The 25710-nt window shown below is 72.3% G+C and carries 29 protein-coding genes; 15 read left to right on the plus strand and 14 right to left on the minus strand.

The genetic code is table 11. The features are described from left to right. Positions 1-175: 175 nt before the first annotated feature. A complete protein-coding gene (locus ACFXDJ_RS25410; protein WP_384657123.1) occupies positions 176-979 on the minus strand; it encodes an enoyl-CoA hydratase/isomerase family protein in 804 nt (267 codons plus the stop codon). A gap of 330 nt (positions 980-1309) precedes the next feature. On the opposite strand from ACFXDJ_RS25410, the gene ACFXDJ_RS25415 reads away from it, so the two are divergent. Next, the gene (locus tag ACFXDJ_RS25415) at positions 1310-1477 is read left to right on the plus strand and encodes a DUF3117 domain-containing protein (RefSeq protein ID WP_003966491.1); all 168 of its coding nucleotides are present in this window, start codon (positions 1310-1312) and stop codon (positions 1475-1477) included. Positions 1478-1655: 178 nt separating this feature from the next. Here ACFXDJ_RS25415 and ACFXDJ_RS25420 read toward each other — a convergent pair whose 3' ends face one another. Beyond that, positions 1656-2318, minus strand: a complete 663-nt coding sequence (locus ACFXDJ_RS25420; RefSeq protein ID WP_267757465.1) for an O-methyltransferase — start codon at positions 2316-2318, stop codon at positions 1656-1658. A gap of 143 nt (positions 2319-2461) precedes the next feature. Here ACFXDJ_RS25420 and sigE point away from each other — a divergent pair, with 143 nt between their 5' ends. The 5 genes from sigE (at position 2462) to ACFXDJ_RS25445 (ending at position 6997) form a co-directional block, all read left to right on the plus strand. Further along, positions 2462-3241: an RNA polymerase sigma factor SigE gene (gene sigE / locus ACFXDJ_RS25425; protein WP_384657120.1), complete on the plus strand. Its 780-nt coding sequence runs from the start codon at positions 2462-2464 to the stop codon at positions 3239-3241. Next, entirely contained in the window at positions 3238-3948 is a 711-nt protein-coding gene (locus ACFXDJ_RS25430; RefSeq protein WP_384657118.1) for a zf-HC2 domain-containing protein, read from the plus strand. Before sigE ends, ACFXDJ_RS25430 begins: the two co-directional genes overlap by 4 nt. Before the next feature lie 88 nt (positions 3949-4036). Then, positions 4037-5536: a S1C family serine protease gene (locus tag ACFXDJ_RS25435; protein WP_384657126.1), complete on the plus strand. Its 1500-nt coding sequence runs from the start codon at positions 4037-4039 to the stop codon at positions 5534-5536. 128 nt (positions 5537-5664) lie between these two features. Further along, positions 5665-6120 (plus strand): sec-independent translocase, encoded by a 456-nt coding sequence (locus ACFXDJ_RS25440; RefSeq protein WP_384657115.1) that lies wholly within the window; start codon positions 5665-5667, stop codon positions 6118-6120. Between the two features lie 157 nt (positions 6121-6277). Beyond that, positions 6278-6997, plus strand: a complete 720-nt coding sequence (locus ACFXDJ_RS25445) for a hypothetical protein (RefSeq protein WP_384657112.1) — start codon at positions 6278-6280, stop codon at positions 6995-6997. 68 nt (positions 6998-7065) lie between these two features. Here ACFXDJ_RS25445 and ACFXDJ_RS25450 read toward each other — a convergent pair whose 3' ends face one another. The 3 genes from ACFXDJ_RS25450 to ACFXDJ_RS25460 form a co-directional block, all read right to left on the minus strand. Continuing rightward, the gene (locus tag ACFXDJ_RS25450) at positions 7066-8235 is read right to left on the minus strand and encodes an Mrp/NBP35 family ATP-binding protein (protein ID WP_384657110.1); all 1170 of its coding nucleotides are present in this window, start codon (positions 8233-8235) and stop codon (positions 7066-7068) included. A 42-nt stretch (positions 8236-8277) separates the two neighbouring features. Then, positions 8278-8838: a DUF1003 domain-containing protein gene (locus ACFXDJ_RS25455; protein ID WP_384850385.1), complete on the minus strand. Its 561-nt coding sequence runs from the start codon at positions 8836-8838 to the stop codon at positions 8278-8280. Positions 8839-8932: 94 nt separating this feature from the next. Then, positions 8933-10258, minus strand: a complete 1326-nt coding sequence (locus tag ACFXDJ_RS25460) for a magnesium transporter MgtE N-terminal domain-containing protein (protein ID WP_384657105.1) — start codon at positions 10256-10258, stop codon at positions 8933-8935. A 221-nt stretch (positions 10259-10479) separates the two neighbouring features. Here ACFXDJ_RS25460 and ACFXDJ_RS25465 point away from each other — a divergent pair, with 221 nt between their 5' ends. Further along, entirely contained in the window at positions 10480-11271 is a 792-nt protein-coding gene (locus ACFXDJ_RS25465) for a hypothetical protein (protein ID WP_384657103.1), read from the plus strand. A 14-nt stretch (positions 11272-11285) separates the two neighbouring features. Here the strand turns inward: ACFXDJ_RS25465 and ACFXDJ_RS25470 are convergent, their stop codons facing one another. Further along, positions 11286-11798: a hypothetical protein gene (locus tag ACFXDJ_RS25470; protein ID WP_384657100.1), complete on the minus strand. Its 513-nt coding sequence runs from the start codon at positions 11796-11798 to the stop codon at positions 11286-11288. Between the two features lie 31 nt (positions 11799-11829). Then, on the minus strand, positions 11830-12954 hold the full coding sequence (locus ACFXDJ_RS25475) for a magnesium and cobalt transport protein CorA (RefSeq protein WP_384657098.1): 1125 nt from the start codon (positions 12952-12954) through the stop codon (positions 11830-11832). Positions 12955-13335: 381 nt separating this feature from the next. On the opposite strand from ACFXDJ_RS25475, the gene ACFXDJ_RS25480 reads away from it, so the two are divergent. The 4 genes from ACFXDJ_RS25480 (at position 13336) to ACFXDJ_RS25495 (ending at position 16232) form a co-directional block, all read left to right on the plus strand. Continuing rightward, complete coding sequence (locus ACFXDJ_RS25480; protein ID WP_384657095.1) at positions 13336-13920, plus strand: suppressor of fused domain protein; 585 nt, start codon at positions 13336-13338, stop codon at positions 13918-13920. A gap of 80 nt (positions 13921-14000) precedes the next feature. Beyond that, a complete protein-coding gene (locus ACFXDJ_RS25485) occupies positions 14001-14642 on the plus strand; it encodes a DUF6758 family protein (RefSeq protein ID WP_384657093.1) in 642 nt (213 codons plus the stop codon). A gap of 52 nt (positions 14643-14694) precedes the next feature. Next, positions 14695-15561, plus strand: coding sequence for a PHP domain-containing protein (locus tag ACFXDJ_RS25490; RefSeq protein ID WP_384657090.1), 867 nt, complete (start codon positions 14695-14697; stop codon positions 15559-15561). Positions 15562-15626: 65 nt separating this feature from the next. Beyond that, positions 15627-16232, plus strand: a complete 606-nt coding sequence (locus ACFXDJ_RS25495; RefSeq protein WP_384657088.1) for a MarC family protein — start codon at positions 15627-15629, stop codon at positions 16230-16232. Between the two features lie 79 nt (positions 16233-16311). On the opposite strand, the gene ACFXDJ_RS25500 is transcribed toward ACFXDJ_RS25495, so the two are convergent. The 3 genes from ACFXDJ_RS25500 to ACFXDJ_RS25510 form a co-directional block, all read right to left on the minus strand. Next, complete coding sequence (locus tag ACFXDJ_RS25500; RefSeq protein WP_384657085.1) at positions 16312-16464, minus strand: hypothetical protein; 153 nt, start codon at positions 16462-16464, stop codon at positions 16312-16314. Between the two features lie 100 nt (positions 16465-16564). Further along, entirely contained in the window at positions 16565-17458 is an 894-nt protein-coding gene (locus ACFXDJ_RS25505; protein WP_384657083.1) for an alpha/beta fold hydrolase, read from the minus strand. 131 nt (positions 17459-17589) lie between these two features. Further along, on the minus strand, positions 17590-19650 hold the full coding sequence (locus ACFXDJ_RS25510) for a DEAD/DEAH box helicase (protein WP_384850367.1): 2061 nt from the start codon (positions 19648-19650) through the stop codon (positions 17590-17592). 482 nt (positions 19651-20132) lie between these two features. Here ACFXDJ_RS25510 and ACFXDJ_RS25515 point away from each other — a divergent pair, with 482 nt between their 5' ends. After that, positions 20133-20891, plus strand: coding sequence for a ferritin-like fold-containing protein (locus tag ACFXDJ_RS25515; RefSeq protein ID WP_330298430.1), 759 nt, complete (start codon positions 20133-20135; stop codon positions 20889-20891). A gap of 99 nt (positions 20892-20990) precedes the next feature. On the opposite strand, the gene ACFXDJ_RS25520 is transcribed toward ACFXDJ_RS25515, so the two are convergent. The 4 genes from ACFXDJ_RS25520 to ACFXDJ_RS25535 all read right to left on the minus strand — a co-directional run bounded on the left by ACFXDJ_RS25520 (position 20991) and on the right by ACFXDJ_RS25535 (position 22850). Then, positions 20991-21293 (minus strand): hypothetical protein, encoded by a 303-nt coding sequence (locus tag ACFXDJ_RS25520; RefSeq protein WP_384650213.1) that lies wholly within the window; start codon positions 21291-21293, stop codon positions 20991-20993. A gap of 141 nt (positions 21294-21434) precedes the next feature. After that, on the minus strand, positions 21435-21662 hold the full coding sequence (locus ACFXDJ_RS25525) for a DUF3107 domain-containing protein (protein WP_384650215.1): 228 nt from the start codon (positions 21660-21662) through the stop codon (positions 21435-21437). A 166-nt stretch (positions 21663-21828) separates the two neighbouring features. Beyond that, the gene (locus ACFXDJ_RS25530) at positions 21829-22467 is read right to left on the minus strand and encodes a TetR/AcrR family transcriptional regulator (protein ID WP_330298433.1); all 639 of its coding nucleotides are present in this window, start codon (positions 22465-22467) and stop codon (positions 21829-21831) included. Between the two features lie 167 nt (positions 22468-22634). Continuing rightward, complete coding sequence (locus ACFXDJ_RS25535; protein ID WP_384650217.1) at positions 22635-22850, minus strand: hypothetical protein; 216 nt, start codon at positions 22848-22850, stop codon at positions 22635-22637. A gap of 121 nt (positions 22851-22971) precedes the next feature. Here ACFXDJ_RS25535 and ACFXDJ_RS25540 point away from each other — a divergent pair, with 121 nt between their 5' ends. The 3 genes from ACFXDJ_RS25540 to ACFXDJ_RS25550 all read left to right on the plus strand — a co-directional run bounded on the left by ACFXDJ_RS25540 (position 22972) and on the right by ACFXDJ_RS25550 (position 25673). Then, positions 22972-23994: an alpha/beta fold hydrolase gene (locus ACFXDJ_RS25540; RefSeq protein WP_384650219.1), complete on the plus strand. Its 1023-nt coding sequence runs from the start codon at positions 22972-22974 to the stop codon at positions 23992-23994. Positions 23995-24151: 157 nt separating this feature from the next. Next, positions 24152-25531 carry a DUF3152 domain-containing protein gene (locus ACFXDJ_RS25545; RefSeq protein ID WP_384850370.1) on the plus strand — a complete coding sequence of 460 codons (1380 nt, stop codon included), beginning with the start codon at positions 24152-24154 and terminating at the stop codon, positions 25529-25531. Positions 25532-25577: 46 nt separating this feature from the next. Then, positions 25578-25673: an Ms4533A family Cys-rich leader peptide gene (locus ACFXDJ_RS25550; protein ID WP_384650223.1), complete on the plus strand. Its 96-nt coding sequence runs from the start codon at positions 25578-25580 to the stop codon at positions 25671-25673. Positions 25674-25710: the final 37 nt, after the last annotated feature.

Below are 25710 nucleotides of genomic sequence, written 5' to 3' on the forward strand. Positions count from 1 at the left end.
CTTCCAGTCGGGGCTGTCGTGGCTGACGATCCTGCGGCGGCGGGACGGGGTCCGGGCGGAGCCCGGGGAACGGTGGAAGGGCGGGTAGGGGACCAGCCCCGCGCAGCGGCACCCCCGCAGCCCGGCACCGGCACCGGCTCCGCGCAGCGACGGGCTCGGCCCTCCGAAGGCGCGGCTAGCGCCCCAGGTAGCGCGGGGGCTGCTTCGCGAGGAAGGCGGCCACCGCGATCGCGTGGTCCTCCGAGGCCCCCGCACGGGTCTGGAGGGTGTCCTCGTGCTCCAGCGCCTCCGAGAGCGACCGTGAGGCCCCGTACGCCAGGGACTCCTTCAGCGCGGCGTACGCCACCGTCGGGCCCTCCGCCAGCCGCCGGGCCACGGCAAGGGCCTCCGCGGCCAGCTCGTCCGACGGGACGACGCGGTTCGCGATGCCGAGTTCCAGCGCCTCCTGCGCCTTCACCGTGCGGGGGAAGAGGAGCAGGTCCGAGGCGCGCGAGCCGCCGATCAGGCGGGGCAGGGTCCAGGAGACGCCGGAGTCGGCCGTCAGGGCGACCCCGGCGAAGGAGGTGTTGAAGGAGGCCGTGTCCGCGACCACCCGGAAGTCCGCCGCCAGCGCGAAGCCGAAGCCCGCGCCCGCCGCGACGCCGTTCACGCCCGCGACCACCGGCTTCGGCATCTCCGTCAGGGCCCGGACGATCGGGTTGTAGTGCTCCGCGACCGTGCTCATGGTGAGGGAGGAACCGCTCTCGCGGTCGGCCGTCAGGAACCCGACGTGCTCCTTGAGGTCCTGGCCGACGCAGAACGCCCGGTTGCCGGCCGCGGTGAGCAGGACCGCCCGTACGGCCTGATCGGAGCCGGCCGCCGCGACCGCGTCGCGCAGGGCGACCTTGGTCTCGGTGTTCATGGCGTTCATGGCTTCGGGACGGTTGATCGTGATGGTCGCGAGTCCGTCGGTCACTTCGTAGAGCACGCTGTCGGCCATGTCGGGGGTCCCCCTTCGTCGCGGGCTGGCTACCGGCCGGTACCGGCCGGTGCAAGGGTCAGCATGGCGGACCGGGCCGCGGTTCCACATGTGATGTGCGTCAAACAAACCGGAGGGCGGATCCGGGGTGCGGCGGCGAAGTATCGCAGGCAGGTCCCCGAAATGAGTGGTTTTGGTCGAGCGCGTTGCGCAAGCGTTCCCACCCGATGTTGGTCATCGGGTCCTGACATGCGGGATAATGGCCTGGAAGCAATGTGTTCGATGCCGGTACTAGGCGCCTGACTGGGGCCGTCGGCTGACGATGAGCTGGTTTCAGGAAGGGGAACGAGCATGGCGGCCATGAAGCCGCGGACGGGCGACGGCCCGCTCGAGGTCACCAAGGAGGGGCGGGGCATCGTCATGCGCGTACCGCTTGAGGGCGGCGGTCGGCTTGTCGTCGAGCTGACCCCGGACGAAGCGGACGCCCTGGGTGACGCCCTGAAGAAGGTCGTCGGCTGACCCCTCGTCGGTACTGAGGGCGCACCTGACGCCAACTGAAGACTCTGCACTGCCCCGGTCGCTCACCGCGTCCGGGGCAGTGTTGTTTTCCGGGCCGCTCTCGTTCTCCGGGGCGCTCGCCGGGTCGCTCTCCGGGGCGCTTCCCGATTTCCGGCGGGCTTTACGGAGCTGCGTGCCGTCAGCGTCGGACCGCGCACAGCAGGCCGTCGCCGACCGGCAGCAGCGCGGCTTCCAGGGCCGGGCTCTCGCGGACGCTGCGCAGCAGCTCGCGGACGCGGAGCACTTCCACCGGCTGGGCCGCGGAGTCGACCGTACGGCCGTCGGAGAAGACCCCCTCGAAGCAGACCAGTCCGCCGGGGCGCAGCAGGCGCAACGATTCAGCGAGGTAGTCGAGGGACTCGGACGGGTCCCCGTCGCAGAAGACGAGGTCGTAGCCGCCGTCGGCGAGCCGGGGCAGGACGTCCAGCGCGCGGCCGGGGATGAAGCGGGCGCGGTTGCCCGCGAAGCCGGCCGCGCGGAAGGCCTGGCGGGCGAAGGCCTGCCGGTCGGGTTCCGGATCCACGGTGGTCAGCACGCCGTCGGCACGCATTCCGTGCAGGAGGTGGATGCCCGACACGCCTGTGCCGGTGCCGATTTCGGCTACCGCCTTGGCGTCCGCGGTGGCGGCGAGCAGGCGCAGCGCGGCCCCGGTGCCGGGGGAGACGGAGCGCAGTCCCGCTTCCCTGGACCGGTCGCGGGCCCATCGCAGAGCGTCGTCTTCGGCGACAAACGCGTCGGCGAACGCCCAGCTCGTCTGCCGGTTGCCGGTAATGACCCTCTCCTGTCCCCATAGTTGGCGCAACGGTGACTGTATCCGCTGGAGTCGGGAACCCGCAGATGGGACCGGGCGTTGGGAGCAGTAGAGAGGGAAGGACGGTCCGGGACTCTCGGCCCGTGCAAAGTTACTGCAAAAATGCTTATCCGGAGCTGACGGGAGGGGTGGCTATGGTAGGGAATCCGCTGGACACCACCAGAGCCGACAGGGGAGGTGCGGCTGCGCCTGTGGATCGTGGGGGTGTTCTCCGACGCCTCTTCTGGTCGGCCGGTGAGCCGAAATCCGTGACCAACATTGCTGACCGCTTCCGCACCGTAGACACCGCAACCACCGCGACCTTTGCCGCCGATGCGGGCTCCCAGGCGTGGACCCCTCCCTCATGGGAGGAGATCGTCAGCACGCACAGTGCGCGGGTCTACCGCCTCGCCTACCGGCTGACGGGTAACCAGCACGACGCCGAGGACCTGACGCAGGAAGTCTTCGTCCGCGTATTCCGCTCGCTGTCCACGTACACGCCCGGCACGTTCGAGGGCTGGCTGCACCGGATCACCACGAACCTGTTCCTGGACATGGTCCGCCGCAAGCAGCGGATCCGCTTCGACGCGCTCGCCGACGACGCCGCCGAGCGGCTGCCGAGCCGTGAGCCGTCCCCGCAGCAGGTGCTGCACGACACCCACTTCGACGCGGACGTCCAGCAGGCGCTGGACACCCTCGCGCCCGAATTCCGCGCGGCCGTGGTGCTGTGCGACATCGAGGGCCTTTCGTACGAGGAGATCGCCGCCACGCTCGGCGTGAAGCTCGGCACCGTGCGCAGCCGTATCCACCGGGGCCGTTCGCACCTGCGCAAGGCGCTCAAGCACCGGTCTCCCGAGGCCCGTGCGGAGCAGCGTGCGCTGGCGGGAGTGGCGGTGGGCGCCCCGGGCGCCGGGAGAGAGGGCGGAGCCGAGTGAGCGGGATCAGTCCGTCCCCGTCGCCCGCCGAACAGGCGTCCTCCGCCGAGCGGGCCTCCTCCGTTGAACAGCACTTGGGCGACCGGCTCGCCGCCCTCGTGGACGGGGAGCTGGGCCATGACGCGCGCGAGCGCGTCCTGGCGCACCTGGCGACGTGCTCCAAGTGCAAGGCCGAGGCCGATGCGCAGCGCCGCCTGAAGACCTTGTTCGTGGAGAGCGCGCCGCCCCCGCTGTCGGCGGGGCTGCTGGCGCGGCTCCAGGGGCTGCCGGGAGGCAGCCCTGACGGCCCGTCGGGACCGTCCGGCCCCTTCGGACCGCCGCCGGGCGCCGACCCCTTCTCCGCCTTCGCCTACGCGCCCCCCGCGGCCGCCGTCGGGCCCCGGCAGGGCTTCCCCATACACAGGATGGGCGGCCACGAGGCGGGCCGCTCGCGGCGCCGCTTCGCGTTCGTGGCCGCCGGGGCGGTATCGCTCGCCGCGATCGCGCTGGGCGGCTCGCTGCCGATGGACGCCATCGAGCCCAACGCCCGGGGCGACGCCCCCGCCGCGCAGACCGGCCCCGCGGTGCCGGTGTTCGACGCGGTGGTCCGGGAGAACCGGATCCCGAGCCCGGGCACGGTCCCGCCGCTCCGCCCGGACACCCCCCTGGCCTCCGCCTCCCCGTCCCTCACCCCGGCCGCGGCCCGCCCGGTCTCCCTGGTGCGCTAGGTCGTCTCCGTCGCACCCCTGGCCTCGTGCGGCCTCCCGTCGGGCGGGGTACTGGGGCCGATGGGGGACCTGGTTGAATCTGCGCCAGATGTGCCGCTCCGGGCGGCCGGCGGAGACAGGTACGCGGGGAGCGCCCATGTCCGACAGTCAGCAGACCGATCCGGCGGCCCCCGAGTCGGCCCCGGAGGCTGCTCCCGCGTCAAGGCCGTCCCCGCAGCCCAGGTGGTGGAGCCGCCCCGAGGAGCCCGCCGGGGCGGACGTGGCCCCCGTACCGGCCGTACCGGCTCCGCGGGCCGCACAGGACGCCGCCCCGGCGCCGGTGTGGTGGAGCCGGCCCGTGGAGTCCGGTCGGCCGCGGGAGGCCTCCGTAGGGCCACTGGCGGCCGTGTCGGAGGCCGGGGCGGGCCCGGGCCCGGACGCGGCGCCGCGCTACGACCCCTGGTCCACGCGGCCGCTGCAGTCGCCGGACCACGGGAAGCCGGTCCGCCGCCGGCTGCGGATCCGCCGGAGCTTCGTCATCGGCGTCGGGATCGCCCTCCTGGCGGGCGCGACCGGCGGCGTCGCCGGTGTGCTCGCCGAGCGGAAGGCCACCACCCGCCTGGAACTCCCGCAGGCCGCACCCGCGGCGAACGAGGGCCGGGCCCCCGACAGCGTCGCCGGGATCGCCGCCACGGCGCTGCCCGGCGTGGTCACCCTGCACGTCAGCGGCGCGCAGAGCAGTGCGACCGGCACCGGCTTCGTGCTCGACGTACAGGGCCACATCCTCACCAACAACCACGTGGTCCACGGCGCCCAGCACATAACGGTCACCTTCAGCACCGGCGAGAGCGTCTCCGCCGAGCTGGTCGGCGGAGACACCGGCTACGACCTGGCCGTCGTCAAGGTCACCGGAGTACGGGGCCTGCGCCCCCTCGCGCTCGGGAACTCCAAGAACGTCAAGGTCGGCGACCCGGTCGTGGCCATCGGAGCCCCCTTCGACCTCTCCAACACCGTCACCGCCGGCATCATCAGCGCCACCGGCCGCCCCATCACCGCCGGCGGGGACAAGGGCGACGGCAGCGACGTGAGCTACGTCGACGCCCTCCAGACCGACGCCCCGATCAACCCCGGCAACTCCGGCGGCCCGCTCCTCGACGCCAGGGCCCAGGTCATCGGCATCAACAGCGCGATCCGCGGCGGCGACGGCGGCGACAGCTCCGGGCAGCAGCGCGGCAGCATCGGCCTGGGCTTCGCCATCCCCGTCAACCAGGGCAAGCGCGTCGCCGAGGAGCTCATCCGCACCGGCCACGCCACCCATCCCGTGATCGGCGTCACCCTCGACATGGAGTACTCCGGCGACGGGGCCCGCGTGGGGGAGAAGGGCGAGGGCGCGAAGCCGGCCGTGGTCCCCGGCGGTCCGGGAGCCCGCGCGGGGATCAAGCCCGGTGATGTGATCACCGATGTGGACGGGGTGCGCGTCCACGGCGGCGACGAGCTCGTCATCAAGATCCGGGCCCACCGGCCGGGCGATACGCTCACCCTCACCGTGCTCAGGGACGGCCGGGAGCGCACGCTGGAGGTGGTCCTCGGGTCGGCGATCGGGTCGTGACCCGAGGTCGTGACCCAGGAGTGAAAGCGGGACCGCCACATCATTGAGCGGTCCTGGTGTATTGGCCCGCGGACCCGGCCGGGTACCGTGTGTCGGGCCTGACCCGAAGAGAGCCGAGGAGCGGCAAGGTGTTCAACGACATAGGCGCACTCGAACTGGTCACCATCGTAGTGCTGGCCATTCTCATCTTCGGCCCGGACAAGCTGCCCAAGGTCATCCAGGACGTCACGGGCGTCATCCGGAAGATCCGCGCGTTCTCGGACAGCGCGAAGCAGGACATCCGTTCCGAACTCGGCCCGGAGTTCAAGGACTTCGAGTTCGAGGACCTCAATCCGAAGAACTTCATCCGCAAGCAGCTCGCGGAGAACGAGGACCTCAAGGACATCCGCAGCACCTTCGACCTCCGCAAGGAGCTCAACGAGGTCACGGACGCGGTCAACAGCAAGGAAGTCGAACAGGTCCCGGCCCCGGCCGCCCCGGGCGACACCGCCGCGCCCGCGCCGGGTGCCGGTCCGGACATGGTGAAGAAGCCCGCCGCCCCGGCGCAGGAGCGGCGTACGCCCTTCGACGCGGACGCCACCTGAGCCACCCGATACCACGCGCGAGCCTGCCTGCCCGGTGATCCGGGGTCCGGTGGCTATCCTCCATGAGTCCGGACCCAGGACGCCCCAGGGAGGGGGTCCCCCCAGCACAGCACGGGGGAGGGCCGTTCCGGACCCCACGGAACGAGAGGCCGCTCAGATGGAGACGACGAGCAGTAGCCGGGTGGGCACGCAGCCCGCCGACACGGCGCCGGCACCCGCGCAGCCGGAAGCCGGGGAGCATCCGCGGCTGCCCCAGGAGGCAGCCGCAGCGCCCGTACCGGCGGCCCGCCGGACGGCGGACGGCTACCTGCGGGCGGATTTCCCCTGGTACGGGCTGGACGGGGCCTTCACGGGCCCCCGCTGGCTCATGCAGGTCGCCGCCGGCGCGGACGGCAGCGTGGAGCACGGCTCCACGGGCCACGGCGACGAGCCCTCCGCCCGCGGCGAGATCGCCACCGGCGAGAAGGAGCGCTTCGCGGTGGTCATCACCGTCGCGAGCAACCCGCTGCGCCGCAGCGGAGACGGCACCGGCGTCCTGGAGGCCACCTCGGTCTCCTCGGCGGCCTGGCTGGCCGGCTCCGGGCTGCTGGCGTACAGCTGGCCGGTGCAGATGGACCACACCCTGCGCGACGACTGGCTCGACCAGCAGACCGAGGCCGCGTGGGAGCTGGCGGACGACCTCGCGGGGGAGGACTGGTCGACGCTGTCGCTGCCGGTGGACGGGGAGCCGACGCCGTTCCACTACCGTGAGTCGGAGTTCGGGTGGGTGCTGGCCGGGTCCACCGGGAGCGGGGTGCACCTCGGCGCCTATGGGCGGGGGATGAGCGCGTACGGGCTCGGGTTCTCCGCGATCGGTGACTTCGCGGCCTACGAGTAGGGGTACGGCGGGGTACGGGAAAGGGCACCGCCGGTCGGCGGTGCCCTTTGCGCACACCTCGGGTTACGTCAGAACTTGTTGCGCGGGGTGATGCCCAGCGACATGCCCGCCAGGCCGCGCGCGCGGCCGCCGAGCTTGCCGGCGATGGCGCGCAGGGCGGCACCCGCCGGGGAGTCGGGGTCGGTCAGGACCACCGGCTTGCCCTCGTCGCCGCCCTCGCGCAGGCGCACGTCGATCGGGATCGAGCCGAGCACCGGCACGTTCGCGCCGACCGTCTTCGTCAGGCCGTCGGCGACCCGCTGGCCACCGCCCGAGCCGAACACGTCGACCATCTCGTCGCAGTGCGGGCAGGGCAGCCCGGACATGTTCTCGACGACGCCGACGATCTTCTGGTGGGTCTGCACGGCGATCGAGCCGGCCCGTTCCGCGACCTCGGCCGCGGCCTGCTGCGGGGTGGTCACGACAAGGATCTCGGCGTTGGGCACCAGCTGGGCCACGGAGATCGCGATGTCGCCCGTACCCGGCGGCAGGTCGAGCAGGAGCACGTCCAGGTCGCCCCAGAACACGTCGGCCAGGAACTGCTGGAGCGCCCGGTGAAGCATCGGACCGCGCCAGACCACCGGCGCGTTGCCGGGGGTGAACATGCCGATGGAGATGACCTTCACGCCGTGCGCGGACGGCGGCATGATCATGTTCTCGACCTGGGTCGGGCGGCCGTCCACGCCGAGCATGCGGGGCACGCTGTGGCCGTAGATGTCGGCGTCGACCACGCCGACCTTGAGGCCGTCGGCGGCCATCGCGGCCGCCAGGTTGACGGTGACCGAGGACTTGCCCACGCCGCCCTTGCCGGAGGCGACCGCGTAGACGCGGGTCAGCGAGCCGGGCTTGGCGAAGGGGACCTCGCGCTCGGCGGTGCCGCCGCGCAGGGTGACGGCGAGCTCCTTGCGCTGCTCGTCGCTCATCACGTCGAGCGTGACGGCGACCGAGGTGACGCCGGGGACCCGCTGCACGGCCTCGGTGACGAGGTTGGTGATGGTCTCGCGCATGGGGCAGCCCGACACCGTGAGGTACACGGTGACGGCGACCGCGCCGCCGTCGCCGATCTCCACCGATTTGACCATGCCGAGCTCGGTGATCGGCCGGTGGATCTCGGGGTCGTTCACCGTCGCCAGCGCGTCCAGGATCGCGTCCTGCTCGGGCACGGCGGCGGCGGTGGCGGAGCTTGTGTCGGTAGCCATGCCCCGATGGTACGGCGCGGTGGCGTGCCTCAGGAAAGCCTGCTAGCGGTCGCCTTCGTCACTCTCGGCGGGGAATAGCCGCCGTTCGTCCATCTCCTTGATCAGGTCCTGGAACTCGGACCGGATCCAGTCGCGCGTGGCGACCTCTCCCAGACCCATCCGCAGGGCCGCGATCTCCCGCGTCAGGTACTCGGTGTCCGCCAGCGAGCGCTCGTTCTGCTTGCGGTCCTGCTCCAGGTTGACCCGGTCCCGGTCGTCCTGCCGGTTCTGCGCGAGCAGGATCAGCGGGGCCGCGTAGGAGGCCTGGAGCGACAGCATCAGGGTCAGGAAGATGAAGGGGTACGTGTCGAAGCGCAGGTGCTCCGGCGCGAAGATGTTCCACAGCACCCAGATGATGATGACGACGGTCATCCAGACGATGAACCGGCCCGTGCCGAGGAACCGCGCCACCCGCTCCGACAGCCGCCCGAAGGCCTCGGGGTCGTACTCGGGCAGCAGCCGGCGGCGCGCCGGGCGCGGCAGGTCGAGCCGGGCGCGCGAGCGCGTCAGCGCGCTCGACCCGGTCGAGGAGACGGAGGATCGTTCCGTCGCTTCCGCCGCCAGCCCGTGCTCGCGCGCCTGGAGCCGCGCCTGTTCGCGCCGCTCGCGGATCTGCTCGCGCCGCCGGTCGCGCGAGGCCTGGTCGCCCCGCCCCCGTTCAGTGGTCACGTACGGCCCCCTCCGCATCCTCGGAACCCCTCGACCCGTCGGAATCGTCCGCATCCTCGGGGTTCTCGGAGTGGAAGTCCGTCTCCCGCCAGTCGTCCGGCAGCAGGTGGTCCAGTACGTCGTCGACGGTGACCGCGCCCAGCAGCGAGCCGCTCTCGTCGACGACCGGTACCGCGACCATGTTGTACGCGGCCAGGTAGCTGGTCACCACCGGAAGCAGCGCGTCCGGCCGCAGCGGCGGCAGGTCGGTGTCCACGATCGAGCTGACCAGGGTGAACGGAGGGTCCCGCAGCAGCCGCTGGAAGTGCACCGTGCCCAGGTACTTGCCCGTCGGCGTCTCGTCCGGCGGCCGGCACACGTACACCTGCGCCGCCAGCGCCGGCGACAGGTCCGCCTGCCGTACGCGGGCCAGCGCGTCCGCGACCGTGGCGTCGGGCCGCAGCACGATCGGCTCCGTGGTCATCAGACCGCCCGCGGTGTTCTCCTCGTACGACAGCAGACGCCGCACGTCGGCCGCGTCGTCCGGCCGCATCAGCGTCAGCAGCCGCTCCTTGTCGTCCTCCGGCAGCTCGGACAGCAGGTCGGCCGCGTCGTCCGGGTCCATCGCCTCCAGGACGTCGGCCGCGCGCTCCTCCTTCAGCTTCCCGAGGATCTCCACCTGCTCGTCCTCGGGCAGCTCCTCCATGACGTCCGCGAGCCGGTCGTCGTCGAGGGCGTTCGCCACCTCGGCGCGCCGCTTGGGCGTCAGGTGGTGCAGGACGTTCGCGACGTCCGCCGGGCGCATCTGCTCGAAGGTGGCGACCAGGTTCTCGGCGCCCTGCCCGTGCTCCTCCAGCGAGAACCCCGTCACCGCCGACCACTCGACGGTCAGGGTCTCGCCGCGCCGGCGCAACGCGCCCGCCTTGCCCTTGCGCACGAAGATCCGGTCGATCTCCCAGTCCCGGCGGGCCGGCAGCTGCTGGATGGCCACGTCGAGGACGGTGACCTCCTCGTCGTCCGCGACCAGCCGCACCCGCCGGTCCAGCAGTTCGCCGAGGATCAGCCGCTCGGTGGGGCGCTGTTCGAAGCGCCGCATGTTGACCACGCCCGTGGTGATGACCTGCCCGGACTCGACGCCCGTCACGCGGGTCATGGGGAGGAAGATCCGGCGCCGGCTGACCACCTCGACCACCAGGCCGAGCAGCCGCGGCGGCCGACCGCCCACGCGGAGCATGGCGACGAGGTCGCGGACGCGGCCCACCTGGTCGCCGTTGGGGTCGAAGACGGGCACACCCGACAGATGCGAGACGAAGATCCGTGGGGCGCCTGCCGCCATCCGAGCGCCTCCTACGAGCGTGCGTCATCCGTCGATCACCGGTACTGCCGCCCTCAGGTTAGCCCGTGCCCGCCGCAACCTCCTGACGGGGCCGTCCGCACGGGCGCACACGGCACCACGCGGGCCTCGCACGGGCACCCCGCGGGCACCGCATGGGCGCCCGCCCACGGGCCGGGTACGCTGCCAGCTGCTCGAAGACGACCGACGAGAGGCACCCGCCCGTGATCGCCCATCCCCCCTCCGCACGGCTGCGCCGGGCCGCCCTCGCAGGTGCCCTGTGCGCGGGCCTGGCCGTCGTAGCCACGGGGTGCGGGGCGGACCCCGACGAGGGTACGAACGGGGTCGGGAAGCTCTCCGCCGACCAGATCGAGAGCAAGGCCAAGGAGGCCGCCGCGGGGGCCAAGTCGGTCCACCTGTCCGGCAGCCTCGTCAGCGGCGGCAAATCCTTCACCCTCGACATGAAGCTGGGGGCCGACGGCGGCTCCGGCGAGGTGAAGTCGCAGGACGACACCTTCGAGCTCCTGCGGGTGGGCTCGCAGCTCTACCTCAAGGCGGGCGCCAAGTTCTGGGGCCAGTCCGAGGCGGCCGGCAAGCTCGGCGACAAGTTCGTGAAGGTGCCCGAGGGAGACCCCTCGTACAAGCAGTTCCTCGGATTCACCGACATGCACGTGCTCCTGGACGGGCTCCTCGGGCTCGACGGGAAGCTCACCAAGGGCGGCGAGTACACCAAGGTCGGGCACACCAAGGCCGTCCAGGTCTCGGCGGACCAGGGCAAGGGCGGCAAGGTCTCGGTCTCCCTGGAGGGCACCCCCTACCCGCTCCTCATGGAACGCGCGGGCGGCGCCGGCCGGCTGGTCCTGGAGGACTGGGGCAAGCCCGTGGAGCTCAAGCCCCCGGCGCAGGACCAGACGGTGGACTACGGGTCCCAGCTGCCGACGACCAAGGAGCAGGGGGCGAGCCCCTCCCCGTCCCCCTCCAAGGGCTCCGGCCAGGGCGCCGCCCCCAAGAGCTGACCGCTGCTCCGGTTCTAGCGGGCCGCCTTCTTGCGCTTCAGCAGCAGCTTCGGCAGCGCGGCCGGGACGGGCCGCCGGGTGATGGCGGGGGAGTCCAGCGGAACCGCGGCCAGCGACCCGGACGGGAGCTCCGCCCGCACGGACTCCGGCTCCAGGCGCAGCAGCCGGCACTCCCGGGCCCACCGGTCGGTCATCTCCGCCGAGTCGGGGGCGTTGAGCCGCTTGCCCTTGAGCTCGTCCACCGCGGCCCGCCACGGCTCGCTCCCGGGCACGAGCTCCCGTACGGTCGCCGTCCACGCGACGAGCCGGCCGCCCTTGTCCTTGCTGCGTACGGTCACCTCGGCGGCCGCCCCGTCCGCGAGACCCGGGAACGGCTGCTCCCCGGGTCCGTCGCCCAGTACGTGCGCCGCGCCGTCCACCCAGGCGTGCCAGAGCCCGCGGTCGGCCCCGGAGCCACGGACCCAGATGAGGCCGGACTTCTTGGTGGCCTCCTCGACGAGGGCCAGATCGAGCGCGCTGAGAGTCATGCGCACAGGGTAGCCAGAGGGGCGCGCGCCCCTACAGCCAGCCGTTGCGGCGCAGGGCCCGGTGGATGGTGAAGCAGCTGCCGGCGATGGCGGCCATCACCATCGGATAGCCGTAGCGCCAGTGCAGCTCCGGCATGTTCTCGAAGTTCATCCCGTACACCCCGCAGATCATCGTCGGCACGGCGATGATCGCCGCCCAGGAGGTGATCTTGCGCATGTCCTCGTTCTGGGCGACGGAGGCCTGCGCCAGGTTGGCCTGGAGGATGGAGTTCAGCAGCTCGTCGAAGGCCACGACCTGCTCGTGGACGCGCGCCAGGTGGTCGGCGACATCGCGGAAGTACTTCTGGATGTCCGGGTCCACCAGCCGCATCGGGCGCTCACTGAGCAGCTCCATGGGCCGCAGCAGCGGGGAGACGGCCCGCTTGAACTCCATCACCTCGCGCTTGAGCTGGTAGATGCGGCCCGCGTCGCCGCCGCGCGCACTGCCCTTGGCGGGGGCGGCGAAGACGGCGCTCTCCACCTCGTCGATGTCGTCCTGGACGGCCGAGGCGACGGCGATGTAACCGTCGACCACGTGGTCGGCGAGGGAGTGCAGGACGGCGGACGGGCCCCGGGCGAGGAGCGCCGGGTCCTCCTGGAGGCGGTGGCGCAGACCCCGCAGGGAGCCCTGGCCGCCGTGCCGGACGGTGATGACGAAGTCGGGGCCGGTGAAGCACATCACCTCGCCGGTCTCCACCACCTCGCTGGTGGCGGTGAGTTCGGCGTGCTCCACGTAGTGGATCGTCTTGAAGACGGTGAACAGGGTTTCGTCGTAGCGCTCCAGCTTCGGCCGCTGGTGGGCGTGGACCGCGTCCTCCACGGCGAGCGGGTGCAGGCCGAACACGGCGGCGATCCCGGCGAACTCGTCCTCGGTCGGCTCGTGCAGGCCGATCCACGCGAAACCGCCGTCCTCGCGGACCTGGCGCATCGCCTCACGGGGCGTCAGGCAGGCGCTCGGCGTCGTCGGCGCGCCGCGCATCCCGTCGCGGTAGACGGCGCAGTCGACCACCGCGGTGCTCGCGGAGGGGTCGCGGGTGGTGTCGTAGCCGGGCTGTACGGGGGTGGACCGGCGCAGTGCCGGACGGACGGCGGCACGGAGGTAGGGCAGCATCGACATGGCAGGCTCCTTCTCGCGCACGGCTGCGGACCGTACGGGTGGGAGGCCTTCCGCGGCCGCGGCCGGCGGGGCCCGGTCAGGCGGAAGGAAAGGGACGGAGGACACAGTTCTGCCGTCGCTCTTCGACTGATCCGGAAGGAGGGATCAAAGGGGGCGCGCAGCGCCCGTCAGCGAAGTGGAAGAGCGATTGGTACTGCACGATCGACTTCGATCCACCGCAGACCCCACCTCCTCCGGCCGGTCCCCCGTGGGGGACGTCCTGTCGCCGGAGCACTGAAACTTCTCTTCTGAGAGCGTCCCCGACCAGCGGTCAACGATATCAGCCGACGGATGGTCAAGACCCGCCCTTTACCCGGCTGATACGAGTTCTATGCTCGCTCCATGGCAGAAATTCTGGCCCTTGTGGAAGCCCGTCTGCGCGGCGCGCTCGGCGAACCCGACGCGCGCGCGGCCGTCACCTTCCTGGGCACCGACCGCATCGAGGTACTCCGCTTCACGGAGGGGGACCTGGTGCGGTACGCGACCCTCGGCATGTCCGCCCATCCGATGACCGACCCCACCGCGGTGGTCGCCGATCCCGTACGGGGGCCGCGCGCCGAGCTCGTGCTGACCGTACGGGGCGGACTCGCGCCCACCGACAAGCTGCTGCGGCCGCTGGCCGTGCTGGCCGCCTCGCCCCAGGTGGAGGGGCTGATCGTGGCCCCCGGGGCCTCGCTGGACGTGGGGGAGCCACTGTGGGACGGGGCGCCCTTCACCTCCGTACTGGTGGCGGAGCCGGGCGGGCTGGTGGAGGACGTCGTACTCGAAGACCCCTTGGACCCGGTGTCCTTCTTCCCGCTCCTGCCGATGACGGCCAACGAGGCGGCGTGGAAGCGGGTGCACGGCGCGGAGGCCCTCCAGGAACGCTGGCTCGCGCGCGGCACGGATCTGCGGGACCCTCTGCGTACGGCCGTCGCCCTGGACTGAAGATCCGCAACGGAACCCGGCCGCCCGGACGGGTGATCGCGTCTTGACGGGGCGCGCGGCGGGGAGGAGCGTGGCTTCGTATGAGGGGCGAACCGAGTTGCCCGAAGTGCGGTGGCCGGGTCAGGGCGCCCGGTCTCTTCGCCGACTCCTGGCAGTGCACGGTGCACGGCCCTGTGCACCCGCTCCAGCCCGTGATCCCGCCCAGCGTCGAAGGCCTGAGCGTGGTGGTCAACCGGGCGGAGGTCCCGGTCTGGATGCCGTGGCCGCTGCCCGTGGGCTGGCTGTTCACCGGGGTGGCGTCCGCCGGTGACGACCGCAGCGGAGGCCGGGCCACGGCCGTGGCCTGCTCGGGCCCCGGCCCGCTGGGCGGCATCGGAGAGCTGGTGCTGATCGCGGAGGAACTGGGCGTCGGCCTGGGCGCGCGGTTCGCGGGCATCGACGCACCCGACCCGGGCCCCTTCATGAACGTCTCCGCCCCGCCGCACACCAAGGTCGTCGCCGCGGGTCGTCCGACGCCGCTGTGGCACGTGACCGGTGTCCCCGAGGACCGGGCCGTCTTCGCGGGCGAGGCGCGCGGGCTGTGGCTGTGGGCCATCGTCTGGCCGGAGCAGTCCGGGCTGCTGATGTACGACGAGCTCGTCCTGACGGACCTGCGGGACGCGGGCGCCGAGGTCGAGCTCCTGCCCTGCGGAGCCCTGAGCCCGAGAATCATTGGCTCTTGACGCAGGTATCCTTGAGCGTCCCCCGTCATACCCACCCACCTGGAGCCCGGCCGTGCGCATCGATCTGCACGCCCACTCCACGGCTTCCGACGGGACCGACACCCCCGCCCAGCTGGTCCGCAACGCGGCCGCCGGCGGGCTCGACGTGGTCGCGCTGACCGATCACGACACCGTGAGCGGCTACCGCGAAGCCATCGAGGCGCTGCCCGAGGGGCTGACCCTCGTCACCGGCGCCGAGCTGAGCTGCCGCCTCGACGGCATCGGGCTGCACATGCTCGCCTACCTCTTCGACCCCGAGGAGCCCGAGCTCTCCCGCGAGCGGGAACTCGTACGCGACGACCGCACCCCCCGCGCGCAGGCCATGATCGGCAAGCTCCAGGCCCTCGGCGTCCCGGTCACCTGGGAGCAGGTGGACCGGATCGCCGGCGGGGGGTCCGTGGGCCGGCCGCACATCGCCACCGCGCTGGTGGAGCTGGGCGTCGTCCCCACCGTGTCCGACGCGTTCACGCCGGACTGGCTGGCCGACGGCGGCCGCGCGTACGCCGAGAAGCACGAGTTCGACCCCTTCGAGGCGATCCGCCTGGTCAAGGCGGCCGGCGGGGTCACCGTCTTCGCGCACCCGGCCGCCGTCAAGCGCGGCCGTTGCGTCTCCGACGAGGCGATAGCGGCGCTCGCCGAAGCCGGACTCGACGGCATCGAGGTCGACCACATGGACCACGACGCCCCCACCCGCGCCCGCCTGCGCGGCCTGGCCGGCGAGCTCGGTCTGCTGACCACCGGGTCCAGCGACTACCACGGCAGCCGCAAGACCTGCCGCCTCGGGGAGTACACGACCGACCCCGAGATCTACGGGGAGATCACGCGCCGCGCGACCGGGGCGTTCCCCGTCCCCGGCGCCGGTGGACGCGTCCGCGGCTGACCGCTGCCGCCTGAACCCCACACCACCCCCTTTTTCGCGACACCCCTCTCCTGCAAGGCATCACTGTGCTCGATTTCGCCGTCTTCGGATCCCTCTTTCTCACGCTTTTTGTGATTATGGACCCCCCGGGGATCACGCCCATCTTCCTCGCCCTGACCTCCGGCCGCCCCGCCAAAGTGCAGCGCCGGATGGCCTGGCAGGCCGTCTGCGTCGCCTTCGGCGTCATCGCCGTCTTCGGCATCTGCGGCCAGCAGATCCTCAACTACCTGCACGTCTCCGTGCCGGCCCTGATGATCGCGGGCGGTCTGCTGCTCCTGCTCATCGCGCTCGACCTGCTCACGGGCAAGACCGACGAGCCGAAGCAGACCAAGGACGTGAACGTCGCGCTCGTCCCCCTCGGCATGCCGCTGCTCGCCGGACCCGGCGCGATCGTGTCGGTCATCCTGGCCGTGCAGAAGGCCGACGGGTTCACCGGCCAACTCTCCGTCTGGTGCGCGATCATCGCGATGCACATCGTGCTGTGGGTGGTGATGCGCTACTCGCTCGTCATCATCCGCGTGATCAAGGACGGCGGGGTGGTCCTCGTGACCCGGCTGGCCGGCATGATGCTCTCCGCGATCGCGGTCCAGCAGATCATCAACGGCGTGATCCAGGTGATCCACACGGCGTAGCGCTTCCGGCGCGCATGCGAACGCCCCCGTACCGATCCGGTACGGGGGCGTTCATAGGTACGGCGGCGTGTGCCGGTCGTCAGTTGGACGTCGTCTCGGCCGGTCGGATCAGGATGCGCTGGCCGATGGCCGCGGCCTGCTGCACGATCCGGTTGACGGAGGCCGCGTCCACGACGGTGCTGTCCACGGCAGATCCGTCGACGTCGTCCAGGCGCAGAATCTCGAAGCGCATGGGGCTTCTCCCTTCGTCGTGTTTCTCCTACGTACAGGGTTAACGAAGTGTAAGCCGCAAACATTCCCTACGCTAAGGAAATTTTTTCACTGGCTAAGTACTAGTGGGTATCGGAGTCCCCGCAGGAGTCCCAGAACCCGGCCAGGGCGGCCGCGGTGGCCGCCGGATCCTCGGCGTTCGGCGAGTGCGCCGTCCCCGGGATCACCACCCGGCGAGCGCCCAGCAGCCGCGCCGTGTCGTCCATCCACTCCACCGGCCACACCGGGTCCGAGGCCCCCGAGAGCACCAGTTTCGCCAGCTCCGGCGCCGCGGCCGCGAGGTCACCGGTCCGGTCGGGCTCGGAGACCAGCGCCCGGCCGGTGACGATCAGCTGCTCCGGGACCGTCCCCACCCACCGGTCGCGCAGGAACGCCGCGAGCTCGGGGGAGTCGGGGGCCTCGTCGCGCGGGTCCATGGCGCGCATCGCGGCCCAGATGCCGGGCATGTCCTCACCCATGGCCTCCAGCGCGGAGACGAGCATCTTCGTACGGGCCTGCTGGTCCTCGCAGACCGCGCCCGGCCCGCTGCTCATCAGGGTGAGGCTCGCGTAGGGGGCCGGATCGCGGATCACGGCCGCCCGTACGATCAGCCCGCCCAGCGAGTGCCCCAGCAGGTGCACCGGGCCGCCGTCGGCCAGGGCCGCCGTCTGCGCGAGGACGTCCTGGGCCAGCTCCTCCAGGGCGTACGGGGCTTCCGTGCGCGGGCCGCCGCTCTCGTGCTGCCCGCGCCCGTCGACGGCGACCACCCGGTAGCCCGCGGCGGCCAGCGGCGCGAGGAGGCCGATGAAGTCCTCCTTGCTGCCGGTGTAGCCCGGGACCAGCAGGGCGGTGCCGCGCACGGTCCCGTCGGACCCGGGCCCGGGGGAGGCCTCGTGCACGGCGAACTCGCCGCGGGCGGTGGTCAGGCGGTACGCGCGGGCCGAGGGCGGCAGGGTGAGGCTCGGGGGCTTGCTCATGGCCAGAGGTTACCGGCCCGTAGCCCCGTACGGCAGTACGGCAGTACGACCGGACGGGCCGGCCCGTCCGGGCCCGGGTACGCCGATGGCCCCGGCCCCCTCGGAAGGGGATCGGGGCCATCGGGCGGGCGTTACGCCTCCGGGGTCTCCACCGGAGCGGCAGCGGCCTTGCGGGTCCGGGTGCGCTTCGGCTTGACCGGAGCCTCCTCGGCGGCGGCCTCGGCGACCGCGGCCTTCGGAGCGGCGGCCTTGCGGGGCGCCCGGGTGCGCTTCGGCTTCGCCGGGGCCTCCTCGGCGACCGGCGCGGCCGGAGCCTCCACCACTGCGGCCTCGGCGACCACGGCGGCCTCAGCGGCCTTCGCGGCGGCGGTCTTGCGCGGTGCCCGGGTGCGCTTCGGCTTGGCCGGGGCCTCCTCGGCGACCGGCGCGGCCGGAGCCTCGACCACCGCGGCCTGGGCCACGATCTCGACGACCGGAGCGGCGGCCACGACCGGGGCGGCGGCGGCCTTGCGCGGGGCGGCCTCGGCCTTGCGCGGGGCGCGCACGGCGCGGCTGCGCGTCGGCCGGACGGGCTCCACCATCGGGGCCATCTGGAAGTCCGGCTCGGGCTCCACGACGAACGGGGCCAGGGGCTCCAGCGCCGCCGCGGGGGCGACGAAGGTCGCGGCCGGAGCGGCGGACCGGGTCCGGCGACGGCGCGGCTTGCGCGACTCCTCGACGGCCGGGGCCTGAGCGGCCACGGCGGCCGGAGCCGCCGGTGCCTGCGGAGCCTCGGCGACCGGGGTCACCACGGCTGCCGTGGCCACGGCCTCGACGACGCCCGACTCCGAGCCACCGCGGGTGCGCCGGCGCTGGCGCGGCGTACGGGGAGCACGCTCCTCGGCCGCCGGGGCGGCGGCGGCAGCCCCGCGACCGTCACGGCCGCCATCACGGCCACCGTCGCGGCCGCCACGGCCACCGTCACGACCGGAGTCGCGACCGCCACGGCCACCACGGCCGCCGGTCTCGCCCAGGTCTTCCAGGTTCTCGGCCTTCAGACCGGCCCGCGTCCGCTCGGCACGGGGCAGGGTGCCCTTGGTGCCGGCCGGGATGTTCATCTCCTCGAACAGGTGCGGAGACGTGGAGTACGTCTCGACCGGGTCGTGGAAGTCCAGCTCCAGCGCCTTGTTGATCAGCTGCCAGCGCGGGATGTCGTCCCAGTCGACCAGGGTGACGGCGATGCCCTTCTTGCCCGCGCGGCCGGTGCGGCCCACACGGTGCAGGAAGGTCTTCTCGTCCTCCGGCGTCTGGTAGTTGATGACGTGGGTGACACCCTCGACATCGATGCCGCGGGCGGCGACGTCGGTGCAGACCAGCACGTCGACCTTGCCGTTGCGGAAGGCGCGCAGCGCCTGCTCGCGGGCGCCCTGGCCCAGGTCGCCGTGGACGGCGCCCGAGGCGAAGCCGCGCTTCTCCAGCTGCTCGGCGATGTCGGCCGCCGTGCGCTTGGTACGGCAGAAGATCATGGCCAGACCGCGACCCTCGGCCTGGAGGATGCGGGAGACGAGCTCCGGCTTGTCCATGTTGTGCGCACGGAAGACGTGCTGCGTGGTGTTGGCGACGGTCGCGCCCTCACCGTCCTCGGAGACGGCGCGGATGTGCGTCGGCTGAGTCATGTACCGGCGGGCCAGGCCGATGACCGCGCCCGGCATGGTCGCCGAGAACAGCATGGTCTGACGCTTCGGCGGCAGGTAGCTCATGATGCGCTCGACGTCGGGCAGGAAGCCCAGGTCGAGCATCTCGTCGGCCTCGTCCAGGACCAGGGCCCGGACGTGCGACAGGTCGAGCTTCTTCTGGCCGGCCAGGTCGAGCAGGCGGCCCGGGGTGCCGACGATGATGTCGACGCCCTTCTTGAGCGCCTCGACCTGGGGCTCGTACGCGCGGCCGCCGTATATGGCGAGGACGCGGACGTTGCGGACCTTGCCCGCGGTGAGGAGGTCGTTGGTGACCTGGGTGCACAGCTCGCGGGTCGGAACCACCACAAGGGCCTGCGGGGCGTCGGTCAGCTGCTCGGGCTTGGCCCGGCCCGCCTCGACGTCCGCGGGGACGGTGACCCGCTCCAGCAGGGGAAGGCCGAAACCGAGCGTCTTGCCGGTACCGGTCTTGGCCTGGCCGATGACGTCCGTGCCGGAGAGGGCGACGGGGAGGGTCATCTCCTGGATCGGGAAGGGGGACACAATGCCGACGGCCTCAAGGGCTTCGGCCGTCTCGGGATAGATCCCGAGGTCTCGGAACGTAGTCAGGGTGCTGCCTCTTCTGTGAGACGCGGCGCGAGGCGGCGAAGGGGGTCGTACCGTGCCGGGCTTGCAGTGGTTCGCCCACCCAAGTTCTGGGGGAGCCGTGCAAAGCTGCGCGGGACCACGAGCCTTCGCTCAGGCGCTTTATGCCGCTGAGGGGGCCCCTCGCGGAACGCGGTACGTATGAACGTACGCATCACGCCGAGGGCGGTCGGGTGGAGCCGATCGGGCCACCGACCGGGCATCCTCATTCGGATGGCCCGCCGAGTGTTCGGCAGGCGCATTACCACTGTACCCCGGAATCTCGCAGCTGTGTCGGGTGAATTCATCAGGTAGGCGCGTTTACGTGGACTGAGCAGGTGGTTCGTGGTGCCTTTCGGCGAGCTATTGTGCGGAGCATGTCGACCGTTGAAAACGCATCGCCCGCCGACGGCAGCGCCCCCGCAGAGGCGGCCGGAATCGCCGCCCAGGACTGGGCCACGGCCTCCGCATCACCGCAGTACAAGGCTGCTGTGGTCGATCTCCTCGGGGCGCTCGCGTACGGCGAACTCGCGGCCTTCGAACGCCTCGCGGAGGACGCGAAGCTCGCGCCCACCCTCGGCGACAAGGCCGAGCTCGCGAAGATGGCCTCCGCCGAATTCCACCACTTCGAGAGGCTTCGCGACCGCCTCGCAGCGATCGACGCGGACCCCACCGCGGCCATGGAGCCCTTCGCGAAGGGCGTCGACGACTTCCACCGCCAGACCGCGCCGTCGGACTGGCTGGAAGGCCTGGTCAAGGCCTATGTCGGCGACTCCATCGCCAGCGACTTCTACCGCGAGGTCGCCACGCACCTCGACACCGACACCCGCGGGCTCGTCGTGAGCGTGCTGGACGACACGGGCCACGGCGGTTTCGCCGTCGAGAAGGTCCGCGCCGCCATCGAGGCCGACCCGCGCTGCGGCGGCCGGCTCGCGCTGTGGGCCCGCCGGCTGATGGGCGAGGCGCTCTCGCAGGCGCAGCGCGTGGTCGCCGAGCGCGACGCGCTCTCCACCATGCTGGTCGGCGGGGTCGACGGGATGGCCGCCGGCTTCGACCTCGCGGCCGTCGGCGAGATGTTCACCCGGATCACCAAGGCACACACCAAGCGCATGGCGGCCCTGGGCCTCGCGGCCTGACCCCGCCCCCTCCGCCGTACGTACGCCGGCCCCGACGCGGGATCATCCCGTGCCGGGGCCGGCGTACTTCGTGCGGGTCATCCGGGGCGGTGGCGTCGCTCAGCCCCGCGTCGGAACCGAAAACGGAGCCCGGGGGGACGGCCTCCCGGGCTGCTGGGCCGGGCGCAGCAGCAGGGACAGGACCACCGCGGACACCATGACGCCGCCGGTGAAGGTCGCGAGCAGGGTGTTGTGCCCGGGGCCCAGGGAGGTGTGCGTCAGGTACGCCCCGAAGAGCGCTCCCGAGACCCCGCCCACCAGCACCATCCGCGGCGACGGCAGCCGCCGGGCGAGCACGCGGACGGCCACCCCGGACAGGGCCAGGCCCAGCAGAGCGGAGCCAAGCGCCTCGATCAGCAGCATGGGGGGTCCTCCCAAAGCGACGGGGGCGTACCGGGGTGGTGCTTCACCTGGCTCCTACCCGAAGCGGAGGAAACGGAAACGGCCCGGTGGAGTCATCCACCGGGCCGTTCCGGACGTTCTGGGACGTTCTCAGTGCGCTCCTCAGAGCGCGCCGAAACCGACCTTCCGTACGCTGGGCTCGCCCAGGTCGACGTACGACAGGCGGTCGGACGGCACCAGGACCTTGCGGCCCTTGATGTCCGTGAGGCTGAGCAGCGGCGCCGAGCCGGACAGGGCGGCGGTGACGATGCTCTCCAGCTCCTCGGCGCTCAGGTCGCTCTCAAGCACGATCTCCCGGGGTGCGTGCTGCACGCCGATCTTGACCTCCACGGCCTTGTCCCTCCGACGGTCCGGTTCGCGCGATCTGCCGCGCCGTTACCCGGTCCACATTAGCCCGGAGAGGCGACGTGTCCGCCGCAGGGCGGAAACGCTCGCAGCGAACAGCGGGCCGGTCAGGGCCGCCGGACGGGACCGGCCATCGCCTGACCGGCGCCGCTCAGACGTCCGTGGGGTGCAGCGGGAAACCGGCGATTCCGCGCCAGGCGAGCGAGGTCAGCAGCCCCACCGCCGTATCGCGGGCGACCGGGCTCTCGCTCGACAGCCAGTACCGGGCCACGACCTGCGAGACCCCGCCCAGGCCGACGGCCAGCAGCATCGACTCGTCCTTCGACAGGCCGGTGTCCTCGGCGATGACGTCGGAGATGGCCTCCGCGCACTGGAGCGAGACGCGGTCGACGCGCTCGCGGACGGCCGGCTCGTTCGTCAGGTCCGACTCGAAGACCAGCCGGAAGGCGCCGCCCTCGTCCTGGACGTAGGCGAAATAGGCGTCCATGGTCGCGGCGACGCGCATCTTGTTGTCGCTCGTGGACGCGAGCGCGGTGCGCACGGCGAGCAGCAGGGACTCGCAGTGCTGGTCCAGCAGCGCCAGGTAGAGGTCGAGCTTCCCCGGGAAGTGCTGGTACAGCACCGGCTTGCTGACCCCGGCGCGCTCGGCGATGTCGTCCATCGCCGCCGCGTGGTAACCCTGGGCGACGAATACTTCCTGGGCCGCGCCCAGGAGCTGGTTGCGCCGGGCCCGGCGCGGAAGTCGCGTGCCCCGCGGACGCGCTGCCTCGGTCTGCTCGATGGCTGTCACGCCGCCTCCCACTTTCTCTAGAACACAGTGCGCCTTGCGCCGCGCCGCCATCGTACTTTTCGGTAACCGAATCTGGAGGGTCCGAGCCGAGTTTTCTCGCGGTACGGACCTCGGGTAACCCGCCGGAGACGCTGGTCAGGGCGAGGCCGACGGGGTTCGGCCGCGGTTCAGCGGTAGTCGTCCTCGTCCAGGGCGACCACCCGGGCCTGCTCCGCGGTATCGGCGGCGCCGGCTTCACGGAGTCCCAGGCCGGTGAGCGGTTCGTCCTCGACGGGGCTCAATTCGGTGTTCTGCTCCGCCGCGTCCGCCTCCGGGGCTTCCGCGTCGAGGGATTCCCGCAGCTCCGCCTGGAAGGTTTCCGGTTCCGCAGGGTCGACAGTCATGGGGCACCCCTTTCCACCTATGAGCCTAGGAGGATCGCGGATACCCCGCTAGGCGGCCTTTCAAGCACCTGTGACACCGAACACAACAAGCCGGGCGTGATCCTCTCGTAACATTGCCCCCATGTCTTCGACCGAGCTGCCGGGTGTGCGGTCCACCGCCGAGTCGTCTTCCCAGGTGGGAGCCGTGCGCATGGCCGAAGGGGAGCGGCTGCGCACCGACCGGCTCCCCGGGCTGGAACTGGCCGTACGGGTCCGCCCGCCGGTCCGGGCCGGCCTGCCGCCCGCACTATTCGTACACGGGCTCGGCGGGTCCTCGCAGAACTGGTCCGCCCTGATGGCGAAGCTCGCCGACGCCGTCGACGGCGAGGCCCTCGACCTGCCCGGCTTCGGCTGGTCCCCGCCGCCCGCCGACCGGGACTACTCCGTCACCGGGCTCGCGCGGGCCGTCATCCGCCACCTCGACGCCGCCGGGCGCGGGCCGGTCCACCTGTTCGGCAACTCTCTCGGCGGGGCCGTCTCCACCCGGGTCGCGGCCGCCCGCCCCGACCTGGTGAGCACGCTGACGCTGATCTCCCCGGCCCTGCCGGAGCTGCGCGTACAGAAGTCGGCCGTGCCGACGGCGCTGCTCGCCGTACCGGGCATCGCCGGGCTCATCGGCCGCCTCACTCGGGGGCTGAGCGCCGAACAGCGCACCCGGGGGGTGACGGAGCTCTGTTACGGGGACCCCTCACGGGTGACGCCGGAGGCGTTCGCGGCGGCCGTCGAGGAGATGGAGCGCCGGGTCGCGCTGCCGTACTTCTGGGACGCGCTGACCCGTTCCTCGCGCGGAATCGTCGACGCCTACACCCTCGGCGGGCAGCACGGACTGTGGAGCCAGGCGCAGCGGGTGCTGGCCCCGACGCTGCTGGTCTACGGTGGCCGCGACCAGTTGGTCTCGTACCGTATGGCCCGCAAGGCCGCGGCGTCCTTCCGGGGTTCGCGGCTGCTGTGTCTGCCCGAGGCCGGGCACGTGGCGATGATGGAGTACCCCGAGGTGGTCGCGGCCGCCTTCCGGGAGCTGCTGGAGGACACCGGCGGCGTGCGCGACACCGGGCCGGACCCCGATCCGGCTCCGGAAACCGACGACGAAGACGGCAAGGGCTGAGGACACCGTGGGACGACATAGTCGCAAGGACCCCGCCCCTGCCCCGGCCCCGGTTGGGGCCCCTGCCCCTGCGCCGGCCGCCGCTCCGGCTCCCGCTCCGGCTCCCGGTTCCGCTCCCGCCGGATGGGCCGAGCCCCCCGTCGCCCATCGGGCGTACGTGCCCCCGTCGCGCCCCGCGCCGGAGTTCGGCGCTCGCGGCGGACACCCCGAGCAGCACGAGTCCGGCGGCGCCTGGGGCGCGGGTTCCGCGCCCGGTTCCCCCTCCCCGTCGCCCTCCCCGGCCCCCTCCGCCTCCGTGTACGGGGACTGGCGCGGGGCGCCGCGCGGCCGGTCCGCGGCGGGTGCGGCCACCGCGGTGCCGGTGCGGGACGGCGACACCCCGGCCTTCGGCACCCCCGCGGTCGGCTTCCCCCGGATCGACCTGGACTCCCCGCTGACCGCCACGGGCTCCCACCGCCGGGTCCAGGTGCCCGGACCCGCCGAAAGCCCCGTCACCTCCACCGGTTCGCACCGCCGGGTCTCCGTGCCCGTCGACCCGGACCAGGCCCTCACCTCCACCGGTTCGCACCGGCGGGTCTCCGTGCCCGCCGACCCGGACCAGGCCCTCACCTCCACCGGCTCGCACCGCCGGATTCCGGGGCCCCGTACGCCGGTCGCCCCCGCCGAGCCGCCGCCGTCCGGGGCCGGGGCCGGGGCCGGGCGCGGGCTCAAGGTGCGCACGTACACCGGCATGGCCGCCGCGGCCGTCACCACCGTGCTCGCCGTCGTCGTCGCCGGCCAGGTGGCCTCCGAGGGCGACACCGCCAAGAGCGACGCGCGCGCCGCCACCGACGGCTCCGGCTCCCACACCGCCCAGGGGAACTCCGCGGCCTCCCGCTCCGACGACCGCCCGACGCCGGAGGGTTCCGGGGCGGGCAACGCCCCCGCGGTGGAGCTCTCGTACGAGCAGAAGATGGCGCAGCAGCTCCCGATCGACGAGAAGCTGAAGGGGCCGGGCACCTTCGACACCGTGCCCGGAGTGGCGCCCGCCCCCGGCAAGGGCCAGGTGATCCGCTACCGGGTCGACGTGGAGCAGGGGCTCGGGCTGGACCCGCAGCTGTTCGCCGAGGCCGTCCAGCGCACGCTCAACGACGACCGCAGCTGGGGCCACGGCGGTACGAAGACCTTCGAGCGGGTGCCGGGCGGCGAGGCCGATTTCGTGATCACGCTCGCCAGCCCCGGGACCACCGGGGTCTGGTGCGCGAAGTCGGGGCTCGACACCACCGTCGACAACGTCTCTTGCGATTCCGCGAACACCAACCGCGTGATGATCAACGCGTACCGCTGGGCGCAGGGTTCGGTCACCTACGGCGCGGACCAGATGTTCGCCTACCGTCAGATGCTGATCAACCACGAGGTCGGACACCGGCTCGGACACGGGCACGTGAGCTGCCAGACGCCCGGCGCGCTCGCGCCGATCATGCAGCAGCAGACCAAGTCCCTGGACATCAACGGAATCCAGTGCAAGCCCAACCCCTGGGTGTTTCCCGGGAGTTGATGAACCGCGTTGACAAGCCGTCCGATGGTCGGTAATTGTTCTCCGCATGTCGCACCGTCACACCATCGCCGCGAGCGCCGCCATTGAGCTGGCGCTGCTTGGTGTGACCGCGCACAGCGTGGCCGACATCTTCTGTCGCTGACGCCTCCCTGAGCGCGCGCGACCCCTTCGTTTCTCTT

It is taken from the genome of Streptomyces sp. NPDC059443 (genome assembly GCF_042750105.1).
Classification (GTDB): Bacteria; Actinomycetota; Actinomycetes; order Streptomycetales; family Streptomycetaceae; genus Streptomyces.